General features: G+C 65.3%; 25 protein-coding genes. 21 read left to right on the forward strand and 4 right to left on the reverse strand.

Annotated features, from left to right (window positions below; genetic code table 11):
- Positions 1 to 39: 39 nt before the first annotated feature.
- The 21 genes from ACED67_RS08815 (at position 40) to urtE (ending at position 18,763) form a co-directional block, all read left to right on the forward strand.
- A complete protein-coding gene (locus ACED67_RS08815) occupies positions 40 to 1,533 on the forward strand; it encodes an ABC transporter substrate-binding protein (RefSeq protein WP_395541222.1) in 1,494 nt (497 codons plus the stop codon).
- Positions 1,534 to 1,588: 55 nt separating this feature from the next.
- The gene (locus tag ACED67_RS08820; RefSeq protein WP_395541223.1) at positions 1,589 to 2,503 is read left to right on the forward strand and encodes an ABC transporter permease; all 915 of its coding nucleotides are present in this window, start codon (positions 1,589 to 1,591) and stop codon (positions 2,501 to 2,503) included.
- A gap of 9 nt (positions 2,504 to 2,512) precedes the next feature.
- Positions 2,513 to 3,436, forward strand: a complete 924-nt coding sequence (locus ACED67_RS08825) for an ABC transporter permease (protein ID WP_395541224.1) — start codon at positions 2,513 to 2,515, stop codon at positions 3,434 to 3,436.
- The gene (locus tag ACED67_RS08830; RefSeq protein WP_395541225.1) at positions 3,433 to 5,070 is read left to right on the forward strand and encodes an ABC transporter ATP-binding protein; all 1,638 of its coding nucleotides are present in this window, start codon (positions 3,433 to 3,435) and stop codon (positions 5,068 to 5,070) included. The genes ACED67_RS08825 and ACED67_RS08830 overlap by 4 nt, the downstream gene beginning before the upstream one ends.
- A gap of 306 nt (positions 5,071 to 5,376) precedes the next feature.
- On the forward strand, positions 5,377 to 6,189 hold the full coding sequence (locus ACED67_RS08835; RefSeq protein WP_395541226.1) for an urease accessory protein UreD: 813 nt from the start codon (positions 5,377 to 5,379) through the stop codon (positions 6,187 to 6,189).
- A gap of 9 nt (positions 6,190 to 6,198) precedes the next feature.
- Positions 6,199 to 6,501: an urease subunit gamma gene (locus ACED67_RS08840; RefSeq protein ID WP_395541227.1), complete on the forward strand. Its 303-nt coding sequence runs from the start codon at positions 6,199 to 6,201 to the stop codon at positions 6,499 to 6,501.
- Between the two features lie 9 nt (positions 6,502 to 6,510).
- On the forward strand, positions 6,511 to 6,684 hold the full coding sequence (locus tag ACED67_RS08845; RefSeq protein ID WP_395541228.1) for a hypothetical protein: 174 nt from the start codon (positions 6,511 to 6,513) through the stop codon (positions 6,682 to 6,684).
- A complete protein-coding gene (locus ACED67_RS08850; RefSeq protein ID WP_395541229.1) occupies positions 6,681 to 6,989 on the forward strand; it encodes an urease subunit beta in 309 nt (102 codons plus the stop codon). Before ACED67_RS08845 ends, ACED67_RS08850 begins: the two co-directional genes overlap by 4 nt.
- 63 nt (positions 6,990 to 7,052) lie before the next feature.
- Positions 7,053 to 7,868: a cyclase family protein gene (locus ACED67_RS08855; protein WP_395541230.1), complete on the forward strand. Its 816-nt coding sequence runs from the start codon at positions 7,053 to 7,055 to the stop codon at positions 7,866 to 7,868.
- Entirely contained in the window at positions 7,868 to 8,263 is a 396-nt protein-coding gene (locus ACED67_RS08860; RefSeq protein ID WP_395541231.1) for a carboxymuconolactone decarboxylase family protein, read from the forward strand. Before ACED67_RS08855 ends, ACED67_RS08860 begins: the two co-directional genes overlap by 1 nt.
- Before the next feature lie 11 nt (positions 8,264 to 8,274).
- Positions 8,275 to 8,589: an antifreeze protein gene (locus ACED67_RS08865; RefSeq protein WP_395541232.1), complete on the forward strand. Its 315-nt coding sequence runs from the start codon at positions 8,275 to 8,277 to the stop codon at positions 8,587 to 8,589.
- 10 nt (positions 8,590 to 8,599) lie between these two features.
- On the forward strand, positions 8,600 to 8,911 hold the full coding sequence (locus ACED67_RS08870; protein ID WP_395541233.1) for a hypothetical protein: 312 nt from the start codon (positions 8,600 to 8,602) through the stop codon (positions 8,909 to 8,911).
- A gap of 27 nt (positions 8,912 to 8,938) precedes the next feature.
- Positions 8,939 to 10,678, forward strand: coding sequence for an urease subunit alpha (gene ureC, locus ACED67_RS08875; RefSeq protein WP_395541234.1), 1,740 nt, complete (start codon positions 8,939 to 8,941; stop codon positions 10,676 to 10,678).
- Between the two features lie 3 nt (positions 10,679 to 10,681).
- Positions 10,682 to 11,194: an urease accessory protein UreE gene (locus ACED67_RS08880; protein ID WP_395541235.1), complete on the forward strand. Its 513-nt coding sequence runs from the start codon at positions 10,682 to 10,684 to the stop codon at positions 11,192 to 11,194.
- Positions 11,191 to 11,823: an urease accessory protein UreF gene (locus ACED67_RS08885; protein WP_395541236.1), complete on the forward strand. Its 633-nt coding sequence runs from the start codon at positions 11,191 to 11,193 to the stop codon at positions 11,821 to 11,823. The genes ACED67_RS08880 and ACED67_RS08885 overlap by 4 nt, the downstream gene beginning before the upstream one ends.
- Complete coding sequence (gene ureG, locus ACED67_RS08890; RefSeq protein ID WP_395541237.1) at positions 11,820 to 12,446, forward strand: urease accessory protein UreG; 627 nt, start codon at positions 11,820 to 11,822, stop codon at positions 12,444 to 12,446. The genes ACED67_RS08885 and ureG overlap by 4 nt, the downstream gene beginning before the upstream one ends.
- Before the next feature lie 308 nt (positions 12,447 to 12,754).
- Positions 12,755 to 14,047 carry an urea ABC transporter substrate-binding protein gene (gene urtA / locus ACED67_RS08895; RefSeq protein ID WP_395541238.1) on the forward strand — a complete coding sequence of 431 codons (1,293 nt, stop codon included), beginning with the start codon at positions 12,755 to 12,757 and terminating at the stop codon, positions 14,045 to 14,047.
- Between the two features lie 121 nt (positions 14,048 to 14,168).
- Positions 14,169 to 16,106 carry an urea ABC transporter permease subunit UrtB gene (gene urtB / locus ACED67_RS08900; RefSeq protein WP_395541239.1) on the forward strand — a complete coding sequence of 646 codons (1,938 nt, stop codon included), beginning with the start codon at positions 14,169 to 14,171 and terminating at the stop codon, positions 16,104 to 16,106.
- A 4-nt stretch (positions 16,107 to 16,110) separates the two neighbouring features.
- Positions 16,111 to 17,328 carry an urea ABC transporter permease subunit UrtC gene (urtC, locus tag ACED67_RS08905; RefSeq protein ID WP_395541240.1) on the forward strand — a complete coding sequence of 406 codons (1,218 nt, stop codon included), beginning with the start codon at positions 16,111 to 16,113 and terminating at the stop codon, positions 17,326 to 17,328.
- A complete protein-coding gene (gene urtD / locus ACED67_RS08910) occupies positions 17,325 to 18,068 on the forward strand; it encodes an urea ABC transporter ATP-binding protein UrtD (protein ID WP_395541241.1) in 744 nt (247 codons plus the stop codon). The genes urtC and urtD overlap by 4 nt, the downstream gene beginning before the upstream one ends.
- Positions 18,065 to 18,763: an urea ABC transporter ATP-binding subunit UrtE gene (urtE, locus tag ACED67_RS08915; protein WP_395541242.1), complete on the forward strand. Its 699-nt coding sequence runs from the start codon at positions 18,065 to 18,067 to the stop codon at positions 18,761 to 18,763. Before urtD ends, urtE begins: the two co-directional genes overlap by 4 nt.
- Positions 18,764 to 19,018: 255 nt before the next feature.
- On the opposite strand, the gene ACED67_RS08920 is transcribed toward urtE, so the two are convergent.
- The 4 genes from ACED67_RS08920 to ACED67_RS08935 form a co-directional block, all read right to left on the reverse strand.
- Entirely contained in the window at positions 19,019 to 20,155 is a 1,137-nt protein-coding gene (locus ACED67_RS08920; protein WP_395541243.1) for a PLP-dependent cysteine synthase family protein, read from the reverse strand.
- Positions 20,155 to 20,541 (reverse strand): Rid family detoxifying hydrolase, encoded by a 387-nt coding sequence (locus tag ACED67_RS08925; protein WP_395541244.1) that lies wholly within the window; start codon positions 20,539 to 20,541, stop codon positions 20,155 to 20,157. Before ACED67_RS08925 ends, ACED67_RS08920 begins: the two co-directional genes overlap by 1 nt.
- A 74-nt stretch (positions 20,542 to 20,615) precedes the next feature.
- The gene (locus ACED67_RS08930) at positions 20,616 to 22,121 is read right to left on the reverse strand and encodes a tripartite tricarboxylate transporter permease (protein WP_395541245.1); all 1,506 of its coding nucleotides are present in this window, start codon (positions 22,119 to 22,121) and stop codon (positions 20,616 to 20,618) included.
- A complete protein-coding gene (locus ACED67_RS08935) occupies positions 22,118 to 22,573 on the reverse strand; it encodes a tripartite tricarboxylate transporter TctB family protein (RefSeq protein WP_395541246.1) in 456 nt (151 codons plus the stop codon). The genes ACED67_RS08930 and ACED67_RS08935 overlap by 4 nt, the downstream gene beginning before the upstream one ends.
- Positions 22,574 to 22,580 lie beyond the last annotated feature (7 nt).

The raw sequence follows: 22,580 nt of genomic DNA on the forward strand, positions 1-22,580 counted from the left end.
GACACAAGACCGAGATGACACAGTAACGGGAGGAGAGAAATGAAAAAGGCAATGCTTTGGGGGGCCCTGGCTGCAGCGACCACGCTGTCCCCGGCCCTGGCGCAGGATGTGAAGATCGTCCTGAACGAAGAGGCGGACGTGCTGGAACCCTGCATGGCCACCCGATCGAATGTCGGGCGGATCACGATGCAGAACATCAATGAGACGCTGACCTATCTGGACATCAAGGGCGGCACCGGGTTGCAGCCCAAGCTGGCCGAAAGTTGGTCGCAGAACGAGGACGGATCGTGGCGATTCAAGCTGCGGCCGGGCGTGACCTTCTCGGACGGCACGACCTTCGATGCGAAGGATGTGAAACATTCCTTCGACCGGGCGATGAACCCCGCGATCACCTGCGAAGTGCCGCGCTATTTCGGCGGCATGACGATCAGCGCCGAAGTGGTGGACGACCTGACCATCGACTTCAAGGCCGATCCGGTGCAGCCGATCCTGCCGCTGCTGATGACGCTTCTGACCATCGTGCCCGAGGAAACCCCGGTCGAGTTCATCCGCGAGCCGGTCGGCACCGGCCCCTATGTACTGACGGAATGGACGCCCGGCCAACAGATCGTGCTGACGGCCCGCGACGGCTACTGGGGCGACAAGCCCGCGGTGACCAGCGCCACCTATCTGTTCCGCGCCGATCCGGCCGTGCGTGCGGCGATGGTGGCGGCGGGCGAGGCGGATATCGCGCCCTCGATCGCGGCCCTGGACGCGACCAATCCGGCGACCGACTTCTCCTATCTCGACTCCGAGACGGTCTATGCCCGTCTGGACCACTCCATAGCGCCGCTGAATGACGTGCGGGTGCGCAAGGCGCTGAATATGGCGATCGATCGGCAGGCCTTCATCGGCACGCTGGTGCCCGATGGCGCGCTGCTGGCGACCGCGGTCTATCCGCCACCGACGCTGGGCTGGAACCCGGATGTGAAGGTCTGGGATTACAATCCCGACGAGGCGAAGAAGCTGCTTGAAGAAGCCCGCGCCGATGGCGTGGCGGTGGACACGCCGCTGACTCTGATCGGCCGGACCGCGAACTTTCCGAACGTGACCGAGATCCTGGAAGCCGTGCAGCAACAGCTGCAGGAGGTGGGCTTCACCGTCGAGCTGCAATTCTATGAAGTGGCGGAATTCGAGAAGCTCTACTCGAAGCCCTTCCCAGAAGGCCGCGGCCCGATGATGGTTGTCGCGATGCATGACAATTCGAAAGGCGATCCGTCCTTCTCGATGTTCTTCAAATATGCCTCCGATGGCCGCCAGTCGGGCATCGCCGATCCGAAGGTGGACGATCTGATCGCCCGCGCCTCGGCTGCGACCGGGGACGAGCGGGTGGCGCTGTGGCAGGAACTGCAGGCCTATCTGTATAACGATGTCGTGGCCGATATCCTGATGTTCCACATGGTCGGCTTCAGCCGCGTGGCCGAACGGATGGATTGGAAGCCCACCATGGCGACCAACTCGCAGCTGCCGCTGGCCGAGATCGCCTTCAAGTGACAGGGTGCGGGGCGGAGGGTTCCCCTTCCGCCCCGCCTTCCGCAGAGGGAAAGCCATGGGCCGTTTCATCCGACAGCGCGCATTCGCCAGCCTGATCTCGCTTCTGCTGCTGGTGGTGGCGGTGTTCTTCCTGTCGCGGCTGACGGGCGATCCGGCCTCGCTGTATCTGCCTTCGGAAGCCTCGGAGGAAATGCGCCAGCAGTTCCGCGAGGTACATGGGCTGAACGACCCGGTGCTGGTGCAGTTCGGCCGCTATGTGACCGATCTGGCGCGTCTGGATTTCGGCGAGTCGATCCGCAAGGCCCGGCCCGCCTTCGACGTGGTGGTCGAGGCCTTCTGGTGGACCCTGCAACTGGCGCTGATCACCATGAGCGCCGTGACGGCGGCGGCGATCGTGCTGGGGTCGCTGGCGGCCGCCCGCGCGGGCGGGCTGTTCGACCGGATCGCCACGGTCACCTCGCTGATCGGCGCCTCGGCGCCGGATTTCTGGATGGCGATCGTCGGCATCGTGGTGTTTTCGGTCGGGCTGGGCTGGATGCCCACCTCGGGCACCGGAACGGCGGCGCATTGGATTCTGCCGGTGGCGGTGCTGTTCATCCGGCCCTTCGGGTTGATCGTGCAGGTGGTGCGCGGCGCGATGATCACGGCGCTGTCCTCGGCCTACGTCAAGACGGCGCGGGCCAAGGGCGTGAAGGCGCGCACGATTATCTTCGTCCATGCGCTGCGCAATGCGATGCTGCCGGTGATCACCGTGATCGGCGACCAGGCGGCGGCGCTGCTGAACGGGGCGGTGGTGATCGAGACGATCTTCGGCTTCCCCGGCGTGGGCAAGCTGATGATCGATTCCATCCTGCAGCGCGATTTCAACGTGGTTCTGGCGGCGATCATGATCACCGCTCTGGCCATCTTCCTGATGAATCTTCTGATCGACATGGCTTATTCCCTGCTCGATCCCCGGATCCGGCACTAGGGGGCGGTGATGACGCAGATCGATCTGATCCCGGATGAGCCGCGGCCGCTGACGCGGATGGCGCGAATGCTGTGGGCCGACAAATTCGCCCTGGTGGCGGCGCTTTTCCTGCTCGTGGTGCTGGTTCTGGCGCTGATCGGGCCCTGGTGGCTGGATGCGGTGGCGCAGAAGCAGAACCTGCGCGGCCGCAATGCGCCGCCTTTCGAATGGGAGCGCGGCTGGCTCTGGGTCCTGGGCGCCGATGCCCTGGGCCGGCCCCTGCTGGCGCGGATCATTGTGGCCGCGCAGAACACCATGCTGGTGGCGGCGGGCGCGGTGATCGGCTCGGCGATCATGGGCACAGTGCTGGGGCTGGTCGCGGGCTATGCCGGGCGCCGCACCGGCATGGTGATCATGCGGCTGGCCGATGTGATCATGTCTTTCCCCTCGCTGCTGCTGGCGGTGGTGGTTCTGTATATCCTGGGGCCCTCGGTGGTGAATCTGGTCATCGTCCTGGCGATCACCCGAATTCCGGTCTACCTGCGCACCACGCGGGCCGAGGTGATGGAGATCCGCGAGCGGATGTTCGTGCAGGCGGCGGAGGTCATGGGCGCTTCGGCGCCGCGGATCATCTTCCGCCATATCCTGCCGGTGGTGCTGCCGACGCTGATGACCATCGCGACGCTGGATTTCGCCTTCGTCATGCTGGCGGAAAGCGCCTTGTCCTTCCTGGGCATCGGCATCCAGCCGCCCGAGATCACCTGGGGGCTGATGATCGCCCAGGGCAAGCAATATCTGACCAATGCCTGGTGGCTGTCCTTCTGGCCGGGCCTGGCGATCATCCTGACCACGCTGTCGCTGAACCTTCTGTCGAACTGGATGCGCATCGCTCTGGACCCGACGCAGCGCTGGCGGCTTGAGATGCGGCAGACCAAGACCGAGGTGAAGGCATGAGCGGCCGTCTTCTGGAAGTGCGCGACCTGTCGGTCGAGTTCCACACCGCCGCCGGCACGGTGCATGCGGTGAAACGGGTCAGCTTTCATCTGGACCGCGGCGAGACGCTGGCGATCCTTGGCGAAAGCGGCTCGGGCAAGTCGGTGTCGTCTTCGGCGATCATGGATCTGATCGACATGCCGCCGGGCAAGATCACCAGCGGCGAGATCCTGTTTGACGGCAAGGACCTGCTGAAACTGCCACAGGCGGCGCGGCGTGACATCAACGGGCGGCGCATCGCGATGATCTTTCAGGATCCGCTGAGCCATCTGAACCCGGTCTATACCGTGGGCTGGCAGATCGAAGAGGCGCTGACGGCGCATGGCGCCGATCGGCGCAAGGCGCGGGCCGAGGCGCTGCGGCTGGTGGGGCGGGTCGGCATTCCGAACCCGGAAGCCAGCCTGAAGAAATATCCGCATGAATTTTCCGGCGGGCAGCGGCAGCGGCTGATGATCGCCATGGCGCTGGCGTTGCGCCCCGATCTTCTGATCGCGGATGAGCCGACAACGGCGCTGGATGTGACCGTGCAGGCCGAGGTTCTGGCGCTGCTGAAGGAATTGCAGCTGGAAACCGGCATGGGCGTGCTGATCATCACCCATGATCTGGGCGTGGTGGCCGAGATCGCCGACCGGGTGGTGGTGATGAATGCTGGCGAGGTGGTGGAAACCGGCGTGACCGCCGAGGTCTATCGCGCGCCGCGGCACCCCTATACGCGCAAGCTGATCGGCGCGGCGCCGGGCAAGGGCGAGATGCATGCCGCCCGGCCGCGCGGCACGCCCGTTCTGTCGGTGCGCAATGCGCGCAAGATTTATGGCGAGTTCACCGCAGTCGAGGACGTGTCCTTCGACCTGATGGAAGGCGAGACGCTGGCGATCGTGGGCGAATCCGGCTCGGGAAAGTCCACCGTTGCCAAAATGCTTTTGCGGCTGGAAGAGCCCAGCGGCGGCACGGCGCTTTGGAAGGGCCAGGACCTGTTCTCGATGCCGCCGGCCGCGCTGTTCAAGCTGCGCCGCGATCTGCAGATGGTGTTCCAGGACCCGACGCAAAGCCTGAACCCGCGGATGACGGTCTGGCAGCTGATCACCGAGGCCTGGGTGATCCATCCCGAAATCCTGCCGCGCGACCGCTGGAAGTCGCGGGTGGCCGAGTTGCTGACCCAGGTCGGGCTGAAGGCCGAGATGGCGAACCGCTATCCGCATCAGTTTTCCGGTGGCCAGCGCCAGCGCATCGCCATCGCCCGGGCGCTGGCGCTGGAGCCGAAGCTGATCATCTGCGACGAGGCGGTTTCGGCGCTGGATGTCTCGGTCCAGGCGCAGGTGATCGCGCTTCTGGACGATCTGCGCAAAAGGCTCGGACTGAGCTTCATCTTCATCGCCCATGATCTGCCGGTGGTGCGCGATTTCGCCGATCAGGTCATGGTGATGCAGAAGGGACGTGTGATGGAGCTGGGCCCGGTGGCGCATATCTTCGATGCCCCGCGTGAGCCCTATACCCAGCGCCTTCTGGCCGCCGGGTTGGACCCGGATCCCGAAGTGCAGGCCGAACGCCGCCGCGCCAGGCTGGCCCTGACGGATCTGCCACAAACGCACGGGTGATCAGAAAAGCCCTCTGCCACGCCGCCAGCGTCGCGAACGGGGCAAATGAGCCCTGTCCGGGCGTCCTCTGCCCCATTCGTCCTGCGCGAGTTGTGTCTAGATCGGCAGCACGCGGCCCGGATCGCTGTGCGGGGCGGCGTCAGCTCTGCCCGGCTGTTTCATTTGTGCCGAAGAAATCGCCACGCCGCCACTTTGCGCGCCATTTTCATCTCTTCTTGCATGGCATGCCGTCGCAAGCGGGCTTTGCCGAAAGACCCTTTTCTGGACCGGCGGTATCCCAAGGGAGAACAGCCCGAAAAGGCAGCGATGGTCGCTTGTCCCTCTCCCTGTGCCGAACGCAGCCACGGCACCGCTCGCCTCAGCTTTCGTCGCCTGGGGGCCTGGACACGGCTGGAGGACTTGTACCAGTCGGGCGCAGCCAAGGCCTTTGTGCACCCTGCGGCCATGGGGCAGGACGTGGTGTTCCTGAACACATCCGGCGGGATGACCGGCGGTGACCGTCTCTCCTATGCGCTGACGCTGAGGGAAGGCTGCAGGGTGACGGCGACAACGCAGACCGCCGAGCGGGCCTATCGCAGCACCGACGGAAGGGCACAGGTCGAGGTCCGCCATGATGTAGGCCCCGGGGCGCATCTCGACTGGCTGCCGCAAGAGACCATCCTCTTCGATCATTCCGCATTGCAACGGACAACAGAGGTGACATTGGCGGCGGGCGCCTCGTGCCTGCTTCTGGAAGCCGTCGTGCTGGGTCGCGCCGCCATGGGCGAGACGGTCCGGTCCGTGTCATTGACCGATCGTCGCCGGATCACGCGGCAAGGGGCGCCAGTGCTTTACGAGCCGCTGGACCTGACAAGCCCGGCGCTGTCGGCGGGTCTCGGTATCCTGCAAGGTGCACGCGCCTTTGCGAGCCTTGCCCTTGTGGCGCAAGGGGCGACGGCGCGCTTGGCGGCGGTGCGGGCAGTCCTGGATGAGCCGGGCGTGCAGGCGGGCGTCTCGGCTTTCGACGGCAAACTGACGCTGCGGCTGATGGCGGCGGATGGCTGGCCGATGCGGCGGCAGATCCTGCGGCTGCTTTCGGTGCTGCGCGATGGCCCCCTGCCCCGTGTCTGGCAGATGTGAGGAGATGGAATGAACCTGACCCCCCGCGAACGGGAAAAGCTATTGGTGAGCGTCGCGGCGATGGTCGCGCGGAGCCGCCTGCAGCGCGGCGTCAAGCTGAACCACCCCGAGGCCGTGGCGCTGATCACGGATTTCGTCGTCGAGGGCGCGCGCGACGGCCGCTCCGTCGCCGATCTGATGGCGGCCGGGGCGCATGTGATCCGGGCAGATCAATGCATGGAAGGCATCCCGGCGATGATCCATTCCGTCCAGGTCGAGGCGACCTTTCCCGACGGCACCAAGCTTGTCACCGTCCACCACCCCATCCGCTGAGAGGAAGCCATGAAACCCGTTGCAGCAGCCCTGTTCTTCCTTCCCTCCGCCGCGCTGGCGCATACGGGAGACCACCATGGCGCGGGCCTCTGGCACCTGCTGACCGAACCGGATCATCTGGCAATGATCGCCGCTGTCGCGGCCGTTCTGGGTTTGGTGATCTACCGCAGGGTGCGATCGTGATCCCCGGAGAAATCCTGCCCGTTGACGGCGACATCGAGCTGAACGCGGGCCAGCCCGTCACCACATTGATGGTCGCGAACACCGGGGATCGCCCGGTCCAGGTCGGCAGCCATTACCACTTCGCCGAGACGAACAGCGCCCTCTCCTTCGACCGCAAGGCCGCCCGCGGCCAGCGTCTCGACATTGCCGCAGGCACCGCTGTCCGCTTCGAACCGGGGCAAAGCCGCGAGATTCGGCTGGTCCCTCTCGGTGGCGCGCGGCTGATCTATGGTTTCAATCAACAGGTGATGGGGCCGCTGGGATGACGCTTGACGCGACGGGCGGCACGGGGGGAGGCTGGACCTTCCATCAACCAGGGAGAGAGACCCATGTGTGACGCCTGCCTGATCGAAAACATCAAGTCCTCGATGCTGTCCCGCCGCGCCCTCTTCACCGGGGCCGCTGCCACCACCGCCGCCGTGGTGGCGACTGGCCTGACGACCGCGAAGCCCGCCCTGGCGCAGGCCGCGGGCAAGGTGGTGGACCTGACCCATGCCTATGATGGATCCTTCCCCACCTTCGACGGCAATCCCGGCATCCTGTACGAGCCCGCCGTGAAGTTCGAGGGAAATGGCTACCAACTGTGGAAGCTGACGATCTTTGAACACACCGGCACCCATATCGACGCGCCGCTGCATTTCACCGCCGATGGCACCTCGGTCGCCGATCTGGCGCCAGAGAAGCTCGTCTGCCCGCTTTGCGTTCTGGACCTGACCGCCAAGGCCAAGGACGATGCGAATGCCATGGTGGAACCTGCGGATATCGAAGCCTGGGTCTCGGCCAATGGCGAGATTCCGGCGGGGGCCTGCATTGCCATGAACTCCGGCTGGGCCGCAAAGGTCGCCACCCCCGAATTCCGCAACACGCCCGACGGCAAGCTTGCCTTCCCCGGCTTTTCCAAGGCGGCGACGGACATGCTGGCCGGGCTGGACGTGGCCTGCATCGGGGTCGATACGCTGTCACTCGACCCCGGCAATTCGGCGGATTTCGCGGTGCATTTCAGCTGGCTTCCCGGCGGGCGCTTCGGGATCGAGAACCTGGCGAATCTTGACCAGATGCCCGCCACGGGCGCGACGATCTTCATCGGCGCACCGAAGCACAAGACCGGTACCGGCGGCCCGGCCCGCGTCATGGCGGTGGTCTGATGGCGGTCGTTCCGCTGCTGAGCGACGAGGAGGCGGGGGCGGAAGCCCTCGCCGTCTTCGATGACATCAGGGCCAAGCGGCAGAAAGACTATATCAACACCTTCTGGCGCGCTTTGGTGCACGACCCGGCGACGCTGAAGGCGACGTGGGACAGGGCACAGATCGTCATGGCGCCCGGCGCGCTCGACCCGCTGGTGAAAGAGCTGATCCATATCTCCGTTTCCACCGCCAATGGCTGCGACTACCGCGTCCATTCGCACTCGGCGGCGGCGAAGGCCAAGGGCATGTCACCTGCGCAACATGCAGAGCTGCTATCGGTCATCGCATTGGCCGCGCAGACCAATGCTTTGCCAACGGCCCTGTCGGTGCCGGTCGATGACCGGTTCAAGGCGTAAGGAGGCGGCCCATGTACCCGATGATGACCCCGACCCAGATGATCAGCCTGTCCTTCAAGACCGGGATGATGCTGATGGAAGCGCAGATGGTGATCGGCATGCGGATGATGGGGATGGCGGGCCTTTGGTGCGTCTTGCCCAGCGAGAATGCCCGCATGTCCTCCGAGAAAGTCGCGGCTTACGGACAGTCCGCCGTCGCGGCCACAACCGCCGCGATGACCGGCAAGTCGCCCGCCCAGGTGGCCGAGGCCGCCTTGAAACCCGTCGCCCGCGCGACGAAGTCCAACGTCAAGCGCCTGGCCCGTCGCGGGCCGGGGAAACCGTGAGGGAGTTGGCATGAGCCTTCTGTCAACCCTTCGGTTTGCCTTGTTCCCTAGGAAGAACTCTCGTCCGAACATTGGCCTCTATGGCGATCTGGACGACGTTGAGTGCCTGGAGGATGTCGAAAGGCAGTTCTCGGTGCGCTTCACAGACGAGGAAGCGGAAGCCGTGACAACCGTGGGCTCCTTCTACCAAGCGTTGCTCGCAAAGCGGCCCGATCTCGATCAGGAACCGGCATGGAACGAGCTTGCCCAAATACTCGCGCTGCATGGTGAGGTTCCGGCAAGCCAGATCACCCCTGAAATGGAATTCTTCCGCCATGTTTGACCACAAGACCTGCACTGGAGCCACGTAATGCCCGCCCTGATCTCGCGCGCCTCCTACGCCAGCATGTATGGCCCCACCACCGGCGACCGGCTGCGGCTGGGCGATACCGAGCTGATCGTCGAGGTGGAGCGCGATCTGATCGCCGAACGTGCTTCGGGACAGGCAAATGCGCTGCGCTACGGAGAAGAGGTCAAGTTCGGCGGCGGCAAGGTGATCCGCGACGGGATGGGGCAAAGCCAATTGACCCGGGCGCAAGGCGCGATGGACACGGTGATCACCAATGCGTTGATCATCGACTTTACCGGCATCTACAAGGCGGACGTGGGCTTGCGCGACGGGCTGATTGCGGCCATCGGCAAGGCCGGGAACCCGGATACCCAGCCCGGCGTGGATGCAATCGTGGGTCCGGGAACCGAGATCATCGCTGGCGAGGGGCGCATCCTGACGGCTGGGGGCATGGACGCGCATATCCATTTCGTCTGCCCGCAGCAGGTGGAGGACGCGCTGCATTCCGGCATAACCACCATGCTCGGGGGCGGCACCGGCCCGGCACATGGGACGCTGGCGACGACCTGCACCCCCGGCCCCTGGCATCTGGGACGGATGATCCAGGCGGCGGATGGGTTGCCGATGAACCTGGCCTTCGCGGGAAAGGGCAATGCCTCGCTGCCCGATGGGCTTGTCGAACAGGTCCGGGGCGGCGCGGCGGCGCTGAAACTGCATGAGGATTGGGGGACGACGCCGGGGGCCATCGACTGCTGCCTGGGCGTGGCTGACCAGATGGACGTGCAGGTGATGATCCACACCGACACCCTGAATGAATCCGGATTCGTGGAAAACACGCTGGCGGCGTTCAAGGGCCGCACGATCCACGCCTTCCACACCGAAGGCGCGGGCGGCGGCCATGCGCCGGACATCATGAAGGTGGTGGGCTGGCAGAATGTGCTGCCCTCGTCCACCAACCCGACCATGCCCTACACGGTCAACACGGTGGAAGAGCATCTCGACATGCTGATGGTCTGCCATCACCTCGACAAGCGCATCCCCGAGGACGTGGCCTTCGCCGAATCCCGCATCCGGCGCGAGACGATCGCGGCCGAGGATGTGCTGCATGATATGGGCGCGTTCTCGGTCATCTCGTCGGACAGCCAGGCGATGGGCCGGGTGGGCGAGGTCATCACCCGCACCTGGCAGACCGCGCACAAGATGAAGGTCCAGCGCGGGCGGCTGGCCGAGGAGCAGGGGCAGAACGACAACCTCCGCGTCCGCCGCTACATCGCCAAGTACACGATCAACCCAGCCATCGTGCACGGGATCAGCCAGCACATCGGCAGCGTCGAGGTTGGCAAGCGCGCCGACCTCGTCCTCTGGAATCCCGCCTTCTTCGGGGCCAAACCCGAGATGGTGCTGATCGGCGGCATGATCACGGTGGCGCAGATGGGGGACCCGAATGGGTCGATCCCCGTCCAGCCGATGTATTCGCGCCCAATGTTCGGCGCGCTGGGGCGGGCGGTGGAGCGCTCGGCGGTGGTGTTCGTGTCGAAGGCCGCGCAGGAGGATGACCTGCGGGGCCGCCTCGGCATCGCCAAGGACACGCTGGCGGTGGAGAACACGCGCAGCATCCAGAAGCGCGACATGATCCACAACTCCGCCACTCCGAAGGTCGAGATCCACCCCGAGACCTACGAAGTCCGCGCCGACGGCGAGCTGATCACCTGCGCCCCCGCGCAGGAGCTGCCACTGGCGCAGCGCTACTTCCTGTTCTGACCCATGACTGCGCTCCTGAAGATCGCCCCGCCTCTCGCGCATGACCGCGTCGTCATGGATTACGACCAGCGCCTGATGCGGCGAAAACTGCTCACCACCGCCGGGGGGCGCGAGATCCTGGTGGACCTGCCATCCGTCACCAATCTCGACGAGTATTGGGGCTTCCAGGTGGATGGGTTGAATATCGAGATCGTCCCCGCGCCCGAGGAAGTCCTCGTCATTACCGGCGACCTTACCCGCCTCGCCTGGCACATCGGCAACCGCCACACGCCTTGCCAGATCCTGCCCGACCGGCTGGTGATCCGCGAGGATCACGTGCTGGAACGGATGCTCCAGGGTCTGGGTGCCACGATCCGGCGCGAAAGCCTGCCCTTCAAGCCGGAAGGCGGGGCCTATGGTCACGGCCGCACGATGGGACATTCCCACAGCGACACCCCCCTTGAGGCCGATCGGTTCGGCTGGCACCATCACGGCGACGGGCAGATGCATTTCCACGCCCCGAAGGGCGCAGAGTGACCGCGCTCCTGGCCCTTGTTCAATGGCTCTCCCCGGCCTTCCCGACTGGGGCCTTCGCCTATAGCCACGGGCTGGAGCGGGTGATCGCGGCAGGAGACGTCACCGACGCGGCCAGCTTCGAGGAATGGTTGCGCAACATCCTTCACCACGGCGCGGGCCGGCAGGACGCGATCTTGCTGACCCATGCGCTGGCCCCTGACGCCGATCATGCCGCACTCGACGCGCTGGCGCGCGCCTTGGCCCCCTCGGCCGAACGCCTGCAGGAAGGCGCCGAACAGGGCGCCGCCTTTGCGCGCATGGCCTCGGCCCTGACCAAGCGCGCGCTGACGCCGCGGATGCTGCCCATCGCCGTGGGCGAAGCAGCCGCCCCCCTTGCCCTGCCACCCGGGCAGGTCGCGCAGCTCTACCTGCAAAATTTCGCCGGCAACCTCTGTACCATCGCCACCCGCCACGTCCCGCTTGGCCAGACCGGGGGCCAGGCGGTCCTTTCGCGTCTCCTGCCCGAAATCGAGTTGCTCGGCACCTGGGCGGCGACCGCCTTTCTCGACGATCTCGGCAGCTTCGCCCTTGCCGCCGACCTTGCCGCTTTTCAGCACGAAACCCAGGACGTCAGGATCTTCCGCACATGACCCACGGCCCCCTCCGCGTCGGCATCGGCGGCCCCGTCGGCGCCGGAAAGACCACCCTCACAGAAAAACTCGCCCGCGCGCTTGGCACTCGGCTGTCGATGGCCGTCATCACCAACGACATCTACACGCGCGAGGATGCCGAGGCGTTGACCCGCGCCCAGGTTCTCCCGGCCTCGCGCATCCGCGGCGTTGAAACCGGCGGATGCCCGCACACCGCGATCCGTGAGGATGCCAGCATCAACCTCGCCGCCGTGGCCGAGCTGAACCACGCCTTCCCCGACCTCGACCTGATCCTGATCGAAAGCGGGGGCGACAACCTTGCCGCCACCTTCTCGCCCGAACTCGCCGACCTGACGATCTATGTCATCGACACCGCCGCCGGGCAGGACATCCCGCGCAAACGCGGGCCGGGGCTGACGAAATCTGACCTCCTGGTCGTCAACAAGACCGACCTCGCCCCGCATGTCGGGGTCGACCCGGTGCTGCTTGAGGCCGACACGGCCCGCGCCCGCGGCGCCCGGCCCTACGTCATGGCTCAGTTGCGCCATGGCAAGGGGGTGGAAGAGGTTGTCGATTACATCGTCAAGCACGGTGGTCTGCGGCTGACGCCTGACGCGGCGTAAGTTTCGACTCACGAAAGACAGATCGGGCGGAAGGGATCAACCCATCCAACCTTCCCCTTTTCCGGGCCGATTGCCTGTCTCAAGGCGCTTCCCCTTTCGAACCCTGCCCGCTTTCTGCGCCGCAGCATCGCGTGGCGCCCAAATTTCCACCACCTGAGTCGGTCGCGCGCCTTAGGCATCCCGCCGCGCTATGCGCCCGCAGCACACCCGGCTTTTCTGTCCGCAGAAGACTGCACGACCAACGGCCAGAAAAGACTGCGAAGACCAGACACGCCCGGCTGCACGGGCCAAAGAACCAGGGGAGAGACATGAAATTCACCAGACGTACGCTTTTGTCCAGCGCCGCTGCCGCCGCTGCGATGTCCATGCCGCGCTTCGCCTTCGCCCAGGCCGAAACGATCAAGGTCGGCGTGCTGCATTCACTGTCCGGCACGATGGCGATTTCCGAGACGACGCTGAAGGACACCATGCTGATGCTGATCGAGCAGCAGAACGCCAAGGGCGGTCTTCTGGGCAAGCAGCTGGAAGCGGTGGTCGTGGACCCGGCCTCGGACTGGCCGCTGTTCGCCGAAAAGGCGCGCGAGTTGCTGACCGTGTCCAAGGTCGATGTGATGTTCGGCTGTTGGACCTCGGTCAGCCGCAAGTCCGTCCTGCCGGTCATCGAGGAACTGAACGGGCTGCTCTTCTATCCCGTTCAGTATGAGGGCGAGGAATCGTCGAAGAACGTCTTTTACACCGGCGCCGCGCCGAACCAGCAGGCGATCCCGGCGGTAGACTATTATCTAGAAGAACTCGGCGTGCAGAAATTCGCGTTGCTGGGCACCGACTACGTCTACCCGCGGACCACGAACAACATTCTCGAAGCCTACCTGGTCTCGAAAGGCATCCCCAAGGAAGACATCTTCGTCAACTACACCCCCTTCGGCCATTCGGACTGGTCGAAAATCGTGGCCGATGTGGTGGCTTTGGGCGCAGACGGCAAGAAGGTCGGCGTCATCTCGACCATCAACGGCGATGCAAACATCGGCTTCTACAAGGAACTCGCCGCCGCAGGCGTTTCTGCCGATACCCTGCCGGTCGTCGCCTTCTCGGTTGGCGAAGAGGAACTGTCGGGTCTCGACACCTCGAACCTTGTCGGCCACCTCGCGGCCTGGAACTACTTCATGTCTGCGGACACCCCCGAGAACAAGGCCTTCATCGAGGCCTGGCATGCCTTCATCAAGGACGACAAGCGCGTCACGAATGACCCGATGGAAGCGCATTACATCGGCTTCAACATGTGGGTGAACGCGGTCACTGCGGCGGGAACCACCGCCGTGGACGCGGTGTCCGACGCGATGATCGGGCAGAAGTTCCCGAACCTGACCGGGGGCGTGGCCGAGATGCTGCCGAACCACCACCTCACGAAGCCCGTCCTGATCGGCGAGATCCGCGCCGACGGCCAGTTCGACATCATCAGCCAGACCGACCCGGTGCCGGGCGACGCCTGGACCGACTACCTCCCGGAATCGGCCGTACTTGAGGCCGACTGGAAGGATCTGAAATGCGGCATGTACAACACAGAGACGAAGACCTGCGTCCAGCTGACCTCGAGCTACTGAAGCAGCCCCGCGACCATCGGCGGGCCTGAAGCGTTCCCCTTCCGCCGCAGCGGAGGGAATGGGGGTGGTGGCTCGCCACACCCCCTCAGGCCCGCCCCTTCTCCCGAATGCCGGACCTCCCATGCGCCTGATCGCCCTTCTTGTTGCGGCCTCCTGCTGGCTCGCGCCCCTGCCGGTCTTCGCGCAAGAGGCCGCGCGGATCGTCGAGCAGAACCGCGCCCAGATCGAGAAACCCTCGCGCCAGACCATCGGACCGGTGATCGCAGAACTGGCGGCCAGCGGCGATGCGATGGCCGATGACATTCTCTCCGCCTGGATCGACAAACGACTGGTGATCCGCAAGTCGGACGGCGCAATCTTCGTGTCGCGGCCAGAAGGCGACGGCTTCGCTCTGACCGCTCTGGACGGCGCGCCTGCCGGGACCGCCGCCAAGGCCGACCTCGTCGAACTCAAACCCAACGCGGGCGTGCGCGGCCTGATCGCCACGGCGCTTGTGCAGTTCACCCTGTCGGACCCCGATCCCGCAAAACGTCAAGCTGCCCTGACCTCGATCGCGCAGGACCCGACCGCCGAGGCCCTTGAGCCGCTTCGTGCCGCCATCGCCGCCGAGGAAGACCGGGCGCTGAGGGCCCAGAAAGAGCGCCTCGAACGCCTTCTGACCCTGCGCTTCGATCCCTCCTCCGAAGCCCGCATCGCCGCGATCGACAGCTTTGGCGCCGACCTCGGCCTCGATCTGCGCGCCGCGCTGAACCCGCTGGTCGCCACCACCCGCATCGCGTCCGCCGCCCCGCCTAAGGCCAACATCGCCAAGGAATTGCGCCTTGGCATCGACATCTCCGAGAACGAGGCCCACGCCCTTCTCGTGGCTGCCGACCTCGCCCCTGCCCGCCTGACCATGGCGGAACAGCGCGCCGCCCTTCTCGCCAATGTAGAAAATGGAACGGTCGGCGGCATCCCCGTGGCCGAACTCGACACCCAAGCCGCCCGCGACCGCGCCTACACGTTGCTGGAATCCAGTGGAGCCGTCCCCGTCGCCGCCACGGATGACGAAGCGACAGCCGCCCTTGCCGCAGCAAAGTTCTACGAGGTCTACGCCGAGCCCGACCCTGCGGTCACCGCCGCAGCCCAGGCCGCTTTGCACCGCATCGGCACGAAGGTCGGCATGATGCAGGCCGCCGACCTTGGTCTGGACGCGCTGTCCCTTGCCTCGATCTACTTCCTCGCCGCGATCGGCCTGGCCATCACCTTCGGCGTCATGGGCGTCATCAACATGGCGCATGGTGAATTCATCACCATCGGCGCCTACACCGGCTATGTGGTCCAGCTCTTTGTCCCGGACTACACGCTCTCCATCCTCATCGCTCTTCCCCTCGCCTTCGCCGTCACCTTCGGCGCCGGCGTGACGATGGAGCGGCTCGTCATCCGCCACCTTTACAAGCGCCCGCTCGAAACCCTGCTCGCCACCTTCGGCATCTCCATCGCGCTGCAACAGATCCTGAAAAACGTCTTCGGCACCCAGGCGCGGCCGCTCACCTCGCCCGGCTGGCTCGACGGGGCTCTGGTGGTCAACGATGTCGTCTCGATCAGCTACATCCGCATCGCGATCTTCGTCCTCGCGCTGCTGTTCCTGGCTTTCTTCCTATGGCTGATGAAGCGCACACGTCTTGGCTTGGAGGTGCGCGCGGTCACGCAGAACCCGGCCATGGCCGCCAGCATGGGCATCAATCCTGACCGCATCAACATGCTGACCTTCGGCATCGGCTCGGGCATCGCGGGCATCGCCGGGGTCGCGATCGGGCTCTTCGCCAAGGTAACGTCCGAGTTGGGAACAGACTACATCGTGCAGTCGTTCATGACCGTGGTCGTGGGGGGCGTCGGTAACATCTGGGGTACGCTGGCAGGGGCGACGATGATCGGCGGGCTGCAGAAGGTGATCGAGTTCTTCAACCCTTCCAATACCCTGGCCGCCCAGACCTACATGATCCTTTTCATCATCCTCTTCATCCAGTTCCGTCCGCGCGGCATCATCGCCCTGCGTGGCCGCGCGGCGGGGGACTGACGCCATGCGCGCCCTCCATCCCCGCCACCGCTCGGCCCTGATCTTCCTCGCCTGCCTTGCCCTCTTCACCATCGCCGTGACCGTTGCCGCCCAGTTCGGCCTCGTCTCCACCTCCTTCGTGAAGACCTTGGGCAAGACGCTCTGCCTTTGTCTCGCGGCTCTCGCGATGGACCTGATCTGGGGCTACGCCGGCATCCTCTCGCTCGGTCACATGGCCTTTTTCGCGCTTGGCGGCTATATGATCGGGATGTGGCTGATGTATGCCCGGACCGAAGAGATTGTCATCGCCGCCCTTGCAAATGGCGGCCTCCCCGCGACGCCCGAGGAAGTTTCGCAAGGTATAGCAACCCAAATCTTCGGCGTCGTCGGCGCCTCGGATCTGCCCGCGATCTGGGCCTTCGCCCACAGCCTGCCCCTGCAACTTCTGCTGGTCGTCGCGGTCCCCGGCCTCTTGGCTTTGGTCTTCGGCTGGCTCGCCTTCCGCAGCCGTATCACCGGGGTCTACCTGTCCATCCTGACGCAGGCCATGACCCTCGCCATTGCGCTCTACCTTTTCCAGAACGACTCTGGCCTGCGCGGCAATAACGGCCTCTCGGGGCTGCAGAACCTGCCCGGTGTCTTGGCCGGTCAGGACGCCATCAGCCTTTGGTTCTTCTGGGCCTCTGCCGCTGCCCTGGCCCTTGCCTACCTCACCCTCCACGCCATCGTGTCGGGCAAATTCGGCAGCGTGATCCGCGCCATCCGAGATGACGAGGCGCGGGTGCGCTTCCTGGGCTATTCGGTCGAGGGCTACAAGCTGTTTGTCTTCACTCTGACCGCCGTGATCTGCGCCCTTGCGGGCGCTCTCTATTACCCGCAGGCGGGCATCATCAACCCGGCGGAGCTCGCACCCATCGCATCGATCTACCTCGCCGTCTGGGTCGCCATCGGCGGGCGCGGCAGGCTTTACGGGGCCGTCATCGGCGCGGGACTCGTCTCGCTTCTCTCCAGCTGGTTCACTGGCGGGCGGGTGCCGTCCATTCCCCTTGGCTTCGCCACGATCAATTGGGTCGACTGGTGGCTTGTCCTTCTTGGCCTGGCCTTCGTCTGCGTCACCCTCTTCGCGCCGCGGGGGATAGGCGGGCTGTTCGATCGCTTTTCGGGCGGCCATGCCCCCGACCGCAAGGGGGCGCCGCTTGGACCCGACCAGGGCGCCCTGCAAGAGAAGGAGGCCGAGGCGTGACCGCCCTGCTGGAAGTTTCGGGGGTCACCGTCAGCTTCGACGGCTTCCGCGCGATCAACAACCTGACCTTCGCCATCGGTTCGGCCGAGCTCCGCGCCATCATCGGACCGAACGGGGCGGGCAAAAGCACCTTCATGGACATCGTCACTGGCAAGACCCGCCCCGACAGCGGGACGGTGACCTTCGGCGAGCGGTCCCTTTCGCTCCTCAGGCTCTCCGAAGCCCAGATCGCCCGTGCCGGGATCGGACGCAAGTTCCAGCGCCCAACGGTCTTTGAGGACCAGACGGTTCAGGAGAACCTCACCCTCGCCCTCCGGGCCGCCCGCACCCCCTGGGCCGTCCTTGCCTGGCGCAAGACCGCCCAGGACGAAGACCGTATCCAGTCGCTCGCGGCTCAGGTCGGTCTTGACGACAGTCTTGCCAAGAAGGCGGGCATCCTCAGCCACGGCCAGAAACAGTGGCTGGAGATCGCGATGCTTCTGGCTCAGGAACCGAAGCTCCTTCTTGTCGACGAGCCCGCCGCCGGGATGACCATGGCCGAACGAGAAAAGACCACCGCGCTTCTGGTCGAGATCGCCCGCACCCGCGCCGTAGTGGTGGTCGAGCATGACATGGACTTTGTCCGCCGTCTGAACTGCAAGGTCACCGTGCTTCACGAAGGCGCCGTGCTGGCCGAGGGAAGCCTGGATCACGTGACGAAGAACCAGGCGGTGATCGACGTCTATCTGGGGCGCGGATGATGCTGACAACCCAAGGCCTGACGCTGCACTATGGCGGATCTCAAATCCTGCACGGCATCGATTTCGAAGCGAAAGCCGGTGAGGTCACCGTGATCATGGGAACAAACGGAGTGGGCAAGACCAGTTTCCTCAGGGCGCTGGCAGGCACGCATCCGCGATCGGGCGGCAGTCTGACGCTGGATGGCGCGAGCCTTGGCCGCCTGCCCGCGCATGAAATGGCGCGTCGTGGCCTTGCCGTTGTGCCCCAGGGGCGGATGATCTTCCCGCTCCTCACCGTGCGCGAGAACCTCGAGACCGGCTTCGCCCTTCTCCCCAGGACGCAGCACAAGGTGCCGGACGCGATCTATGAACTCTTCCCCGTCCTGAAGGACATGACCCACCGCCGCGGCGGCGACCTCTCCGGCGGCCAGCAGCAGCAGTTGGCGATTGCCCGGGCGATGATCATGCAGCCCAAGGTCCTGCTTCTGGACGAACCGACCGAGGGCATCCAACCCAACATCATCCAGCAGATCGGTCGCGTGATCACCTATCTGAAGGCGCAGGGAACGATGGCCATCGTCCTGGTCGAGCAGTATTTCGACTTCGCTCATGCGCTGGCCGATCAGATCTACATCTTTCGGCGAGGGGCAGTATCAGCTCAAGGTCGGGCCGACAGCTTCGACCGAGCCACTCTCTACGAGGAAGTGGCGGTCTGACCTCAGGCGCGCGCTGCCAAGTTGTGCAGCCTTGGCGGCGAGATGTGCTGAATGCCGTTGCCCGGGCAAGAGATCGTTCTCGGCAGCAATGTCGCGCGCGCAAAGCGCATCGACCACGGTACGACCCGCCTGATGCAGCGGGGGCGCGACACCCCGGCACCCGGCGAGGAAAATGATCTCGACAATATCGAAGGGCACATCCTCGGCAGGTCGAAGCGGCGGCCTCCCAGTGGCCGGCCATCCGGGGTTCCCTGCCTAGGCGGCACAAAGATCGCGGCCCTGATCGAGAAAGGCCTCGATCCGCTCGCGCCAAGGGGCGATGTCGATCCCCTGCCCGGCAAGCCAGGCATCATCGTAATAGGTGCCCGAATAGCGATCGCCACTGTCGCAGATCAATGAGACCAGCGCGCCCGTCCGCCCCTCGCGCAGCATTTGCGCGGCGATCAGCAGAAGACCGAAGAAATTGGTGCCGGTCGATCCGCCGACCCGTCGGAACAGCCGCTCCGACAGAACCCGCGCCGCCGCGATCGAGGCCGCGTCAGGCACCTGGATCATATGGTCGATCACCCCGGGAATGAACGAAGGCTCCACCCTTGGCCGCCCGATCCCCTCGATCCGGCTGCCGGGCGTGGTCACCGTCATGTCGCCGGATTTCCAAGCAGGATAGAAGGCCGAACCTTCGACATCGACGACGCAAAGCCGGGTCGTGAGGTTGCGATAGCGGATGAAGCGGCCGATCGTGGCCGAGGTGCCGCCGGTGCCCGCGCTCATCACCAGCCATTCTGGAACCGGATCGGCCTCGGCCTGCATCTGGTCGAAGATGCTCTGGGCGATGTTGTTGTTGCCGCGCCAGTCGGTGGCGCGCTCGGCATAGGTGAACTGGTCAAGGTAGTGGCCACCGGTCTCCGCCGCCAGCCTTTCGGCCACGGCATAGACCTCGGCCGCATGATCGACGAAATGGCAGGTCCCGCCGAATTGACGGATCGCCGCGATCTTGCTGTCCGAGGTGCTGCGCGGCATGACCGCGATGAAGGGCAGGTTCAGAAGATGCGCGAAATAGGCCTCTGACACCGCTGTCGATCCCGAAGAGGCCTCGACCAGCGTGGTGCCGGGGCATATGCGACCGTTGCAGATGCCATAAAGGAACAGCGAACGCGCCAGCCGGTGCTTCAGGCTGCCGGTGGGATGCGTGCTTTCATCCTTGAGATAGATCGAGATTCCAGGCAGGCCCTTGAAGACCGGCTTGATCAGATGGGTGTCGGCCGAACGGCGCGCATCACCCAGCAGCAGCTCGATCGCCTGCCGCGACCAGTCGCGGTCGGGATCGGGGCCAGAGGGAAGCCGGTCGGACAGGCAGGAATGGCTGCAATCGGTGGGGGCGGCGCCACGCATCAGCGGGTTCCGGCAAGGGCGATGATCGCATCGACCTCGATCTGCGCGCCCTTGGGCAGGGCAGAGACTTCGAATGTCGCGCGCGCGGGATAGGGGGCGGAAAACGCCTCGGCATAAGCCGCATTGATCTCGGCAAAACGCGAAAGATCGCGGACCAGAACGGTCGTCTTGACCGTGCGAGACAGATGCGTGCCCGCAGCCTCGGCGATCACGGCGATGTTCTGCAGGCATTGCCGCATCTGCTGGACCGGATCGTCCGAGGGGAAGGCCCCGGTGGCGGGATCAATCGGCAGTTGTCCCGAGACGAACAGGAATCCGCCCGAGGCGATGGCCTGCGAATAGGGACCGATGGCGGCAGGGGCGGCGGCAGAGGTGATCGGAAGCATGGGTCAGTCCTTAGGGCGCAAGTAGGCTGCGCTGGGAAAAGGGACGGGCCGCGGGGTGCGGCCCGTCCGCAGGGTCAAGGCGCGGCGGCGGCACGTTTGCGGCGCAGCTTCCACATACCCCAAAGTGGCACGGTCAGCACGAAAAGCGTCAGCCCGACCACGATGATCGACATCGGCGAGGCGATCAGCGCCAGCGGATGACCGCCCGCGATGGTCAGGGCCAGGGAAAGCTGGCTTTCCGCGATCGGTCCCAGGATCGCGCCCAGGATGACCGGCGCCGAGGGATAGTCCAGCCGCTCCATCGCATAGGCGATCACGCCCACGCCGAAGAGCAGATAGAGGTCGAACATGGCATTGTTGACGGCATAGACCCCGATCGCGACGAACAGCAGGATCAGGGGCGCCAGCACGACATGCGGCAGACGCAGGGCCTGGCCGAAGATCCGCGTCGCCGCAAGCCCGCCCACCAAGATCAGAAGGAAGGCCGACAGCAGCATCTGCAGCATGAAGCCATAGACCACATCGGGATGATCCGCGAAGAGCTGCGGTCCCGGGCGCAGCCCGTGCACCAGCAGCCCGCCCAGGATCACCGCGGCGACACCCGAGCCAGGAATGCCCAGCGACAGGGCCGGGATCATCGAGGCCGCATTGTCGGCCCCGTTGCCGGTTTCCGAGGCCGCGACCCCTTCGGGATTGCCCTTGCCGAAGCTGGAGGGATCCTTCGACCGGTTGCGGGCATCGTTATAGGCCAGATAGCAGGACATCGATCCGCCAGCGCCGGGCAGGATGCCGATGATGATGCCGATCACCGAAGAGCGCATCCAGATCGGCAGGAAACGCCGCCATTCGCGCAGGACCGAGCCTTGCCGCCGCAGCTTCAGCATCTCTTTCGGCATGCCTTCCTTGCCGGCGCTTTCCATCATGCGGATGACGGGCGGCACCGCAAACAGCGCGGTCAGCAGCACGACGATATCCATGCCCTCGGCCATTTCCAGCAGGCCGAATGTATAACGCTCGGTCCCGGTCGCCAGATCCGTGCCGATGCTGCCGACCAGAAGCCCGATGACAGCCGCAATCAGGCCTTTCAGGAAATCCTCGCCCAGCAGCGAAGCCACGGTCGCCAGGCCCAGAAGCGCCACCCAGAAATATTCCGCCGGGCCGAACATCAGGCTGACCTTGACCAGCCAGGGCGCGAGCACGATCAGCGAGCCCGCCGAGAGAACCGAACCGATGACACCGGAGACCACGGCCACCTGCAAGGCATAGGCCGCGCGGCCCTGCTTGGTCATCTCATGACCGTCAAGCAGCGTCGCGACCGAGGCGGCGGTGCCGGGCACCCGCAGCAGGATGGCCGGGATGGCCCCGCCATAGCTGCCGCCATTATACATGCCCGCCATCATGCCCAGGGCGAAAAGCGGGTCCATGCCGAAGGTCAGGGGGATCAGGACGGCCAGGCCCGTGGTGACCGAAAGTCCAGGCAGGGCGCCGACCAGAAGCCCCGCGACAGTGCCCAGGATCACGGCGAACAGGTTGGCCGGGTCAAAGACATGTGGAAGCGCGTTGAGAAGGGCTTCGATCATCGCAGCACCCTCAGCAGCGGGTCAAGAACATCGGGCGGCAGCGGGCGCTGCAACAGCACGACGAAGACGACCAGAATGAAAATCACTGTGCCGATCGTGGTCAGGATCGGCAGCCGCAGGTTGCGCAACCCAAGAAGCAGCGGCACGGCGATGCCCAGGATCAGGCTGGGGATCAGAAAGCCCAGAAGGCCGATCCCGATCAGGTAAAGCGCCAGCGCGCCAAAGCCCAGAAGGGCGCGCAGACCATGTTCGAAGAAAGGGGCCTTATCATCCGCGCGTGTGCCTGCCAGCGTGCGCAGGATGACAAGGATTCCCCCGATGCCCAGCAGGACGGCCAGAACCTTGGGATAGGTGCCGGCCGCACCCGGGTAATCGGCCGCGCGGTGGACGGCCAGGCCCGCGACGGCGACAAGCACCGCCGCAAAGCCCAGTTCCCCCTGGCGCCGGGTCAAAGGGCCG

It is taken from the genome of Neotabrizicola paludis (genome assembly GCF_044142105.1).
In the GTDB taxonomy this organism is placed as follows: domain Bacteria; phylum Pseudomonadota; class Alphaproteobacteria; order Rhodobacterales; family Rhodobacteraceae; genus Pseudogemmobacter.

What these genes read in the sequence shown, in the direction of transcription:
- ACED67_RS08815 (WP_395541222.1), top strand. Translation starts at nt 40, where the DNA reads ATGAAAAAGGCAATGCTTTGGGGGGCCCTGGCTGCAGCGACCACGCTG.
- ACED67_RS08840 (WP_395541227.1), top strand. Translation starts at nt 6,199, where the DNA reads ATGAACCTGACCCCCCGCGAACGGGAAAAGCTATTGGTGAGCGTCGCG.
- ACED67_RS08830 (WP_395541225.1), top strand. Translation starts at nt 3,433, where the DNA reads ATGAGCGGCCGTCTTCTGGAAGTGCGCGACCTGTCGGTCGAGTTCCAC.
- ACED67_RS08845 (WP_395541228.1), top strand. Translation starts at nt 6,511, where the DNA reads ATGAAACCCGTTGCAGCAGCCCTGTTCTTCCTTCCCTCCGCCGCGCTG.
- ureC (WP_395541234.1), top strand. Translation starts at nt 8,939, where the DNA reads ATGCCCGCCCTGATCTCGCGCGCCTCCTACGCCAGCATGTATGGCCCC.
- ACED67_RS08880 (WP_395541235.1), top strand. Translation starts at nt 10,682, where the DNA reads ATGACTGCGCTCCTGAAGATCGCCCCGCCTCTCGCGCATGACCGCGTC.
- ACED67_RS08820 (WP_395541223.1), top strand. Translation starts at nt 1,589, where the DNA reads ATGGGCCGTTTCATCCGACAGCGCGCATTCGCCAGCCTGATCTCGCTT.
- ACED67_RS08920 (WP_395541243.1), bottom strand. Translation starts at nt 20,155, where the DNA reads ATGCGTGGCGCCGCCCCCACCGATTGCAGCCATTCCTGCCTGTCCGAC.
- ACED67_RS08825 (WP_395541224.1), top strand. Translation starts at nt 2,513, where the DNA reads ATGACGCAGATCGATCTGATCCCGGATGAGCCGCGGCCGCTGACGCGG.
- ACED67_RS08925 (WP_395541244.1), bottom strand. Translation starts at nt 20,541, where the DNA reads ATGCTTCCGATCACCTCTGCCGCCGCCCCTGCCGCCATCGGTCCCTAT.
- ACED67_RS08835 (WP_395541226.1), top strand. Translation starts at nt 5,377, where the DNA reads ATGGTCGCTTGTCCCTCTCCCTGTGCCGAACGCAGCCACGGCACCGCT.
- ACED67_RS08870 (WP_395541233.1), top strand. Translation starts at nt 8,600, where the DNA reads ATGAGCCTTCTGTCAACCCTTCGGTTTGCCTTGTTCCCTAGGAAGAAC.
- urtA (WP_395541238.1), top strand. Translation starts at nt 12,755, where the DNA reads ATGAAATTCACCAGACGTACGCTTTTGTCCAGCGCCGCTGCCGCCGCT.
- ACED67_RS08860 (WP_395541231.1), top strand. Translation starts at nt 7,868, where the DNA reads ATGGCGGTCGTTCCGCTGCTGAGCGACGAGGAGGCGGGGGCGGAAGCC.
- urtE (WP_395541242.1), top strand. Translation starts at nt 18,065, where the DNA reads ATGATGCTGACAACCCAAGGCCTGACGCTGCACTATGGCGGATCTCAA.
- ACED67_RS08930 (WP_395541245.1), bottom strand. Translation starts at nt 22,121, where the DNA reads ATGATCGAAGCCCTTCTCAACGCGCTTCCACATGTCTTTGACCCGGCC.
- ureG (WP_395541237.1), top strand. Translation starts at nt 11,820, where the DNA reads ATGACCCACGGCCCCCTCCGCGTCGGCATCGGCGGCCCCGTCGGCGCC.
- urtB (WP_395541239.1), top strand. Translation starts at nt 14,169, where the DNA reads ATGCGCCTGATCGCCCTTCTTGTTGCGGCCTCCTGCTGGCTCGCGCCC.
- ACED67_RS08865 (WP_395541232.1), top strand. Translation starts at nt 8,275, where the DNA reads ATGTACCCGATGATGACCCCGACCCAGATGATCAGCCTGTCCTTCAAG.
- urtC (WP_395541240.1), top strand. Translation starts at nt 16,111, where the DNA reads ATGCGCGCCCTCCATCCCCGCCACCGCTCGGCCCTGATCTTCCTCGCC.
- ACED67_RS08855 (WP_395541230.1), top strand. Translation starts at nt 7,053, where the DNA reads ATGTGTGACGCCTGCCTGATCGAAAACATCAAGTCCTCGATGCTGTCC.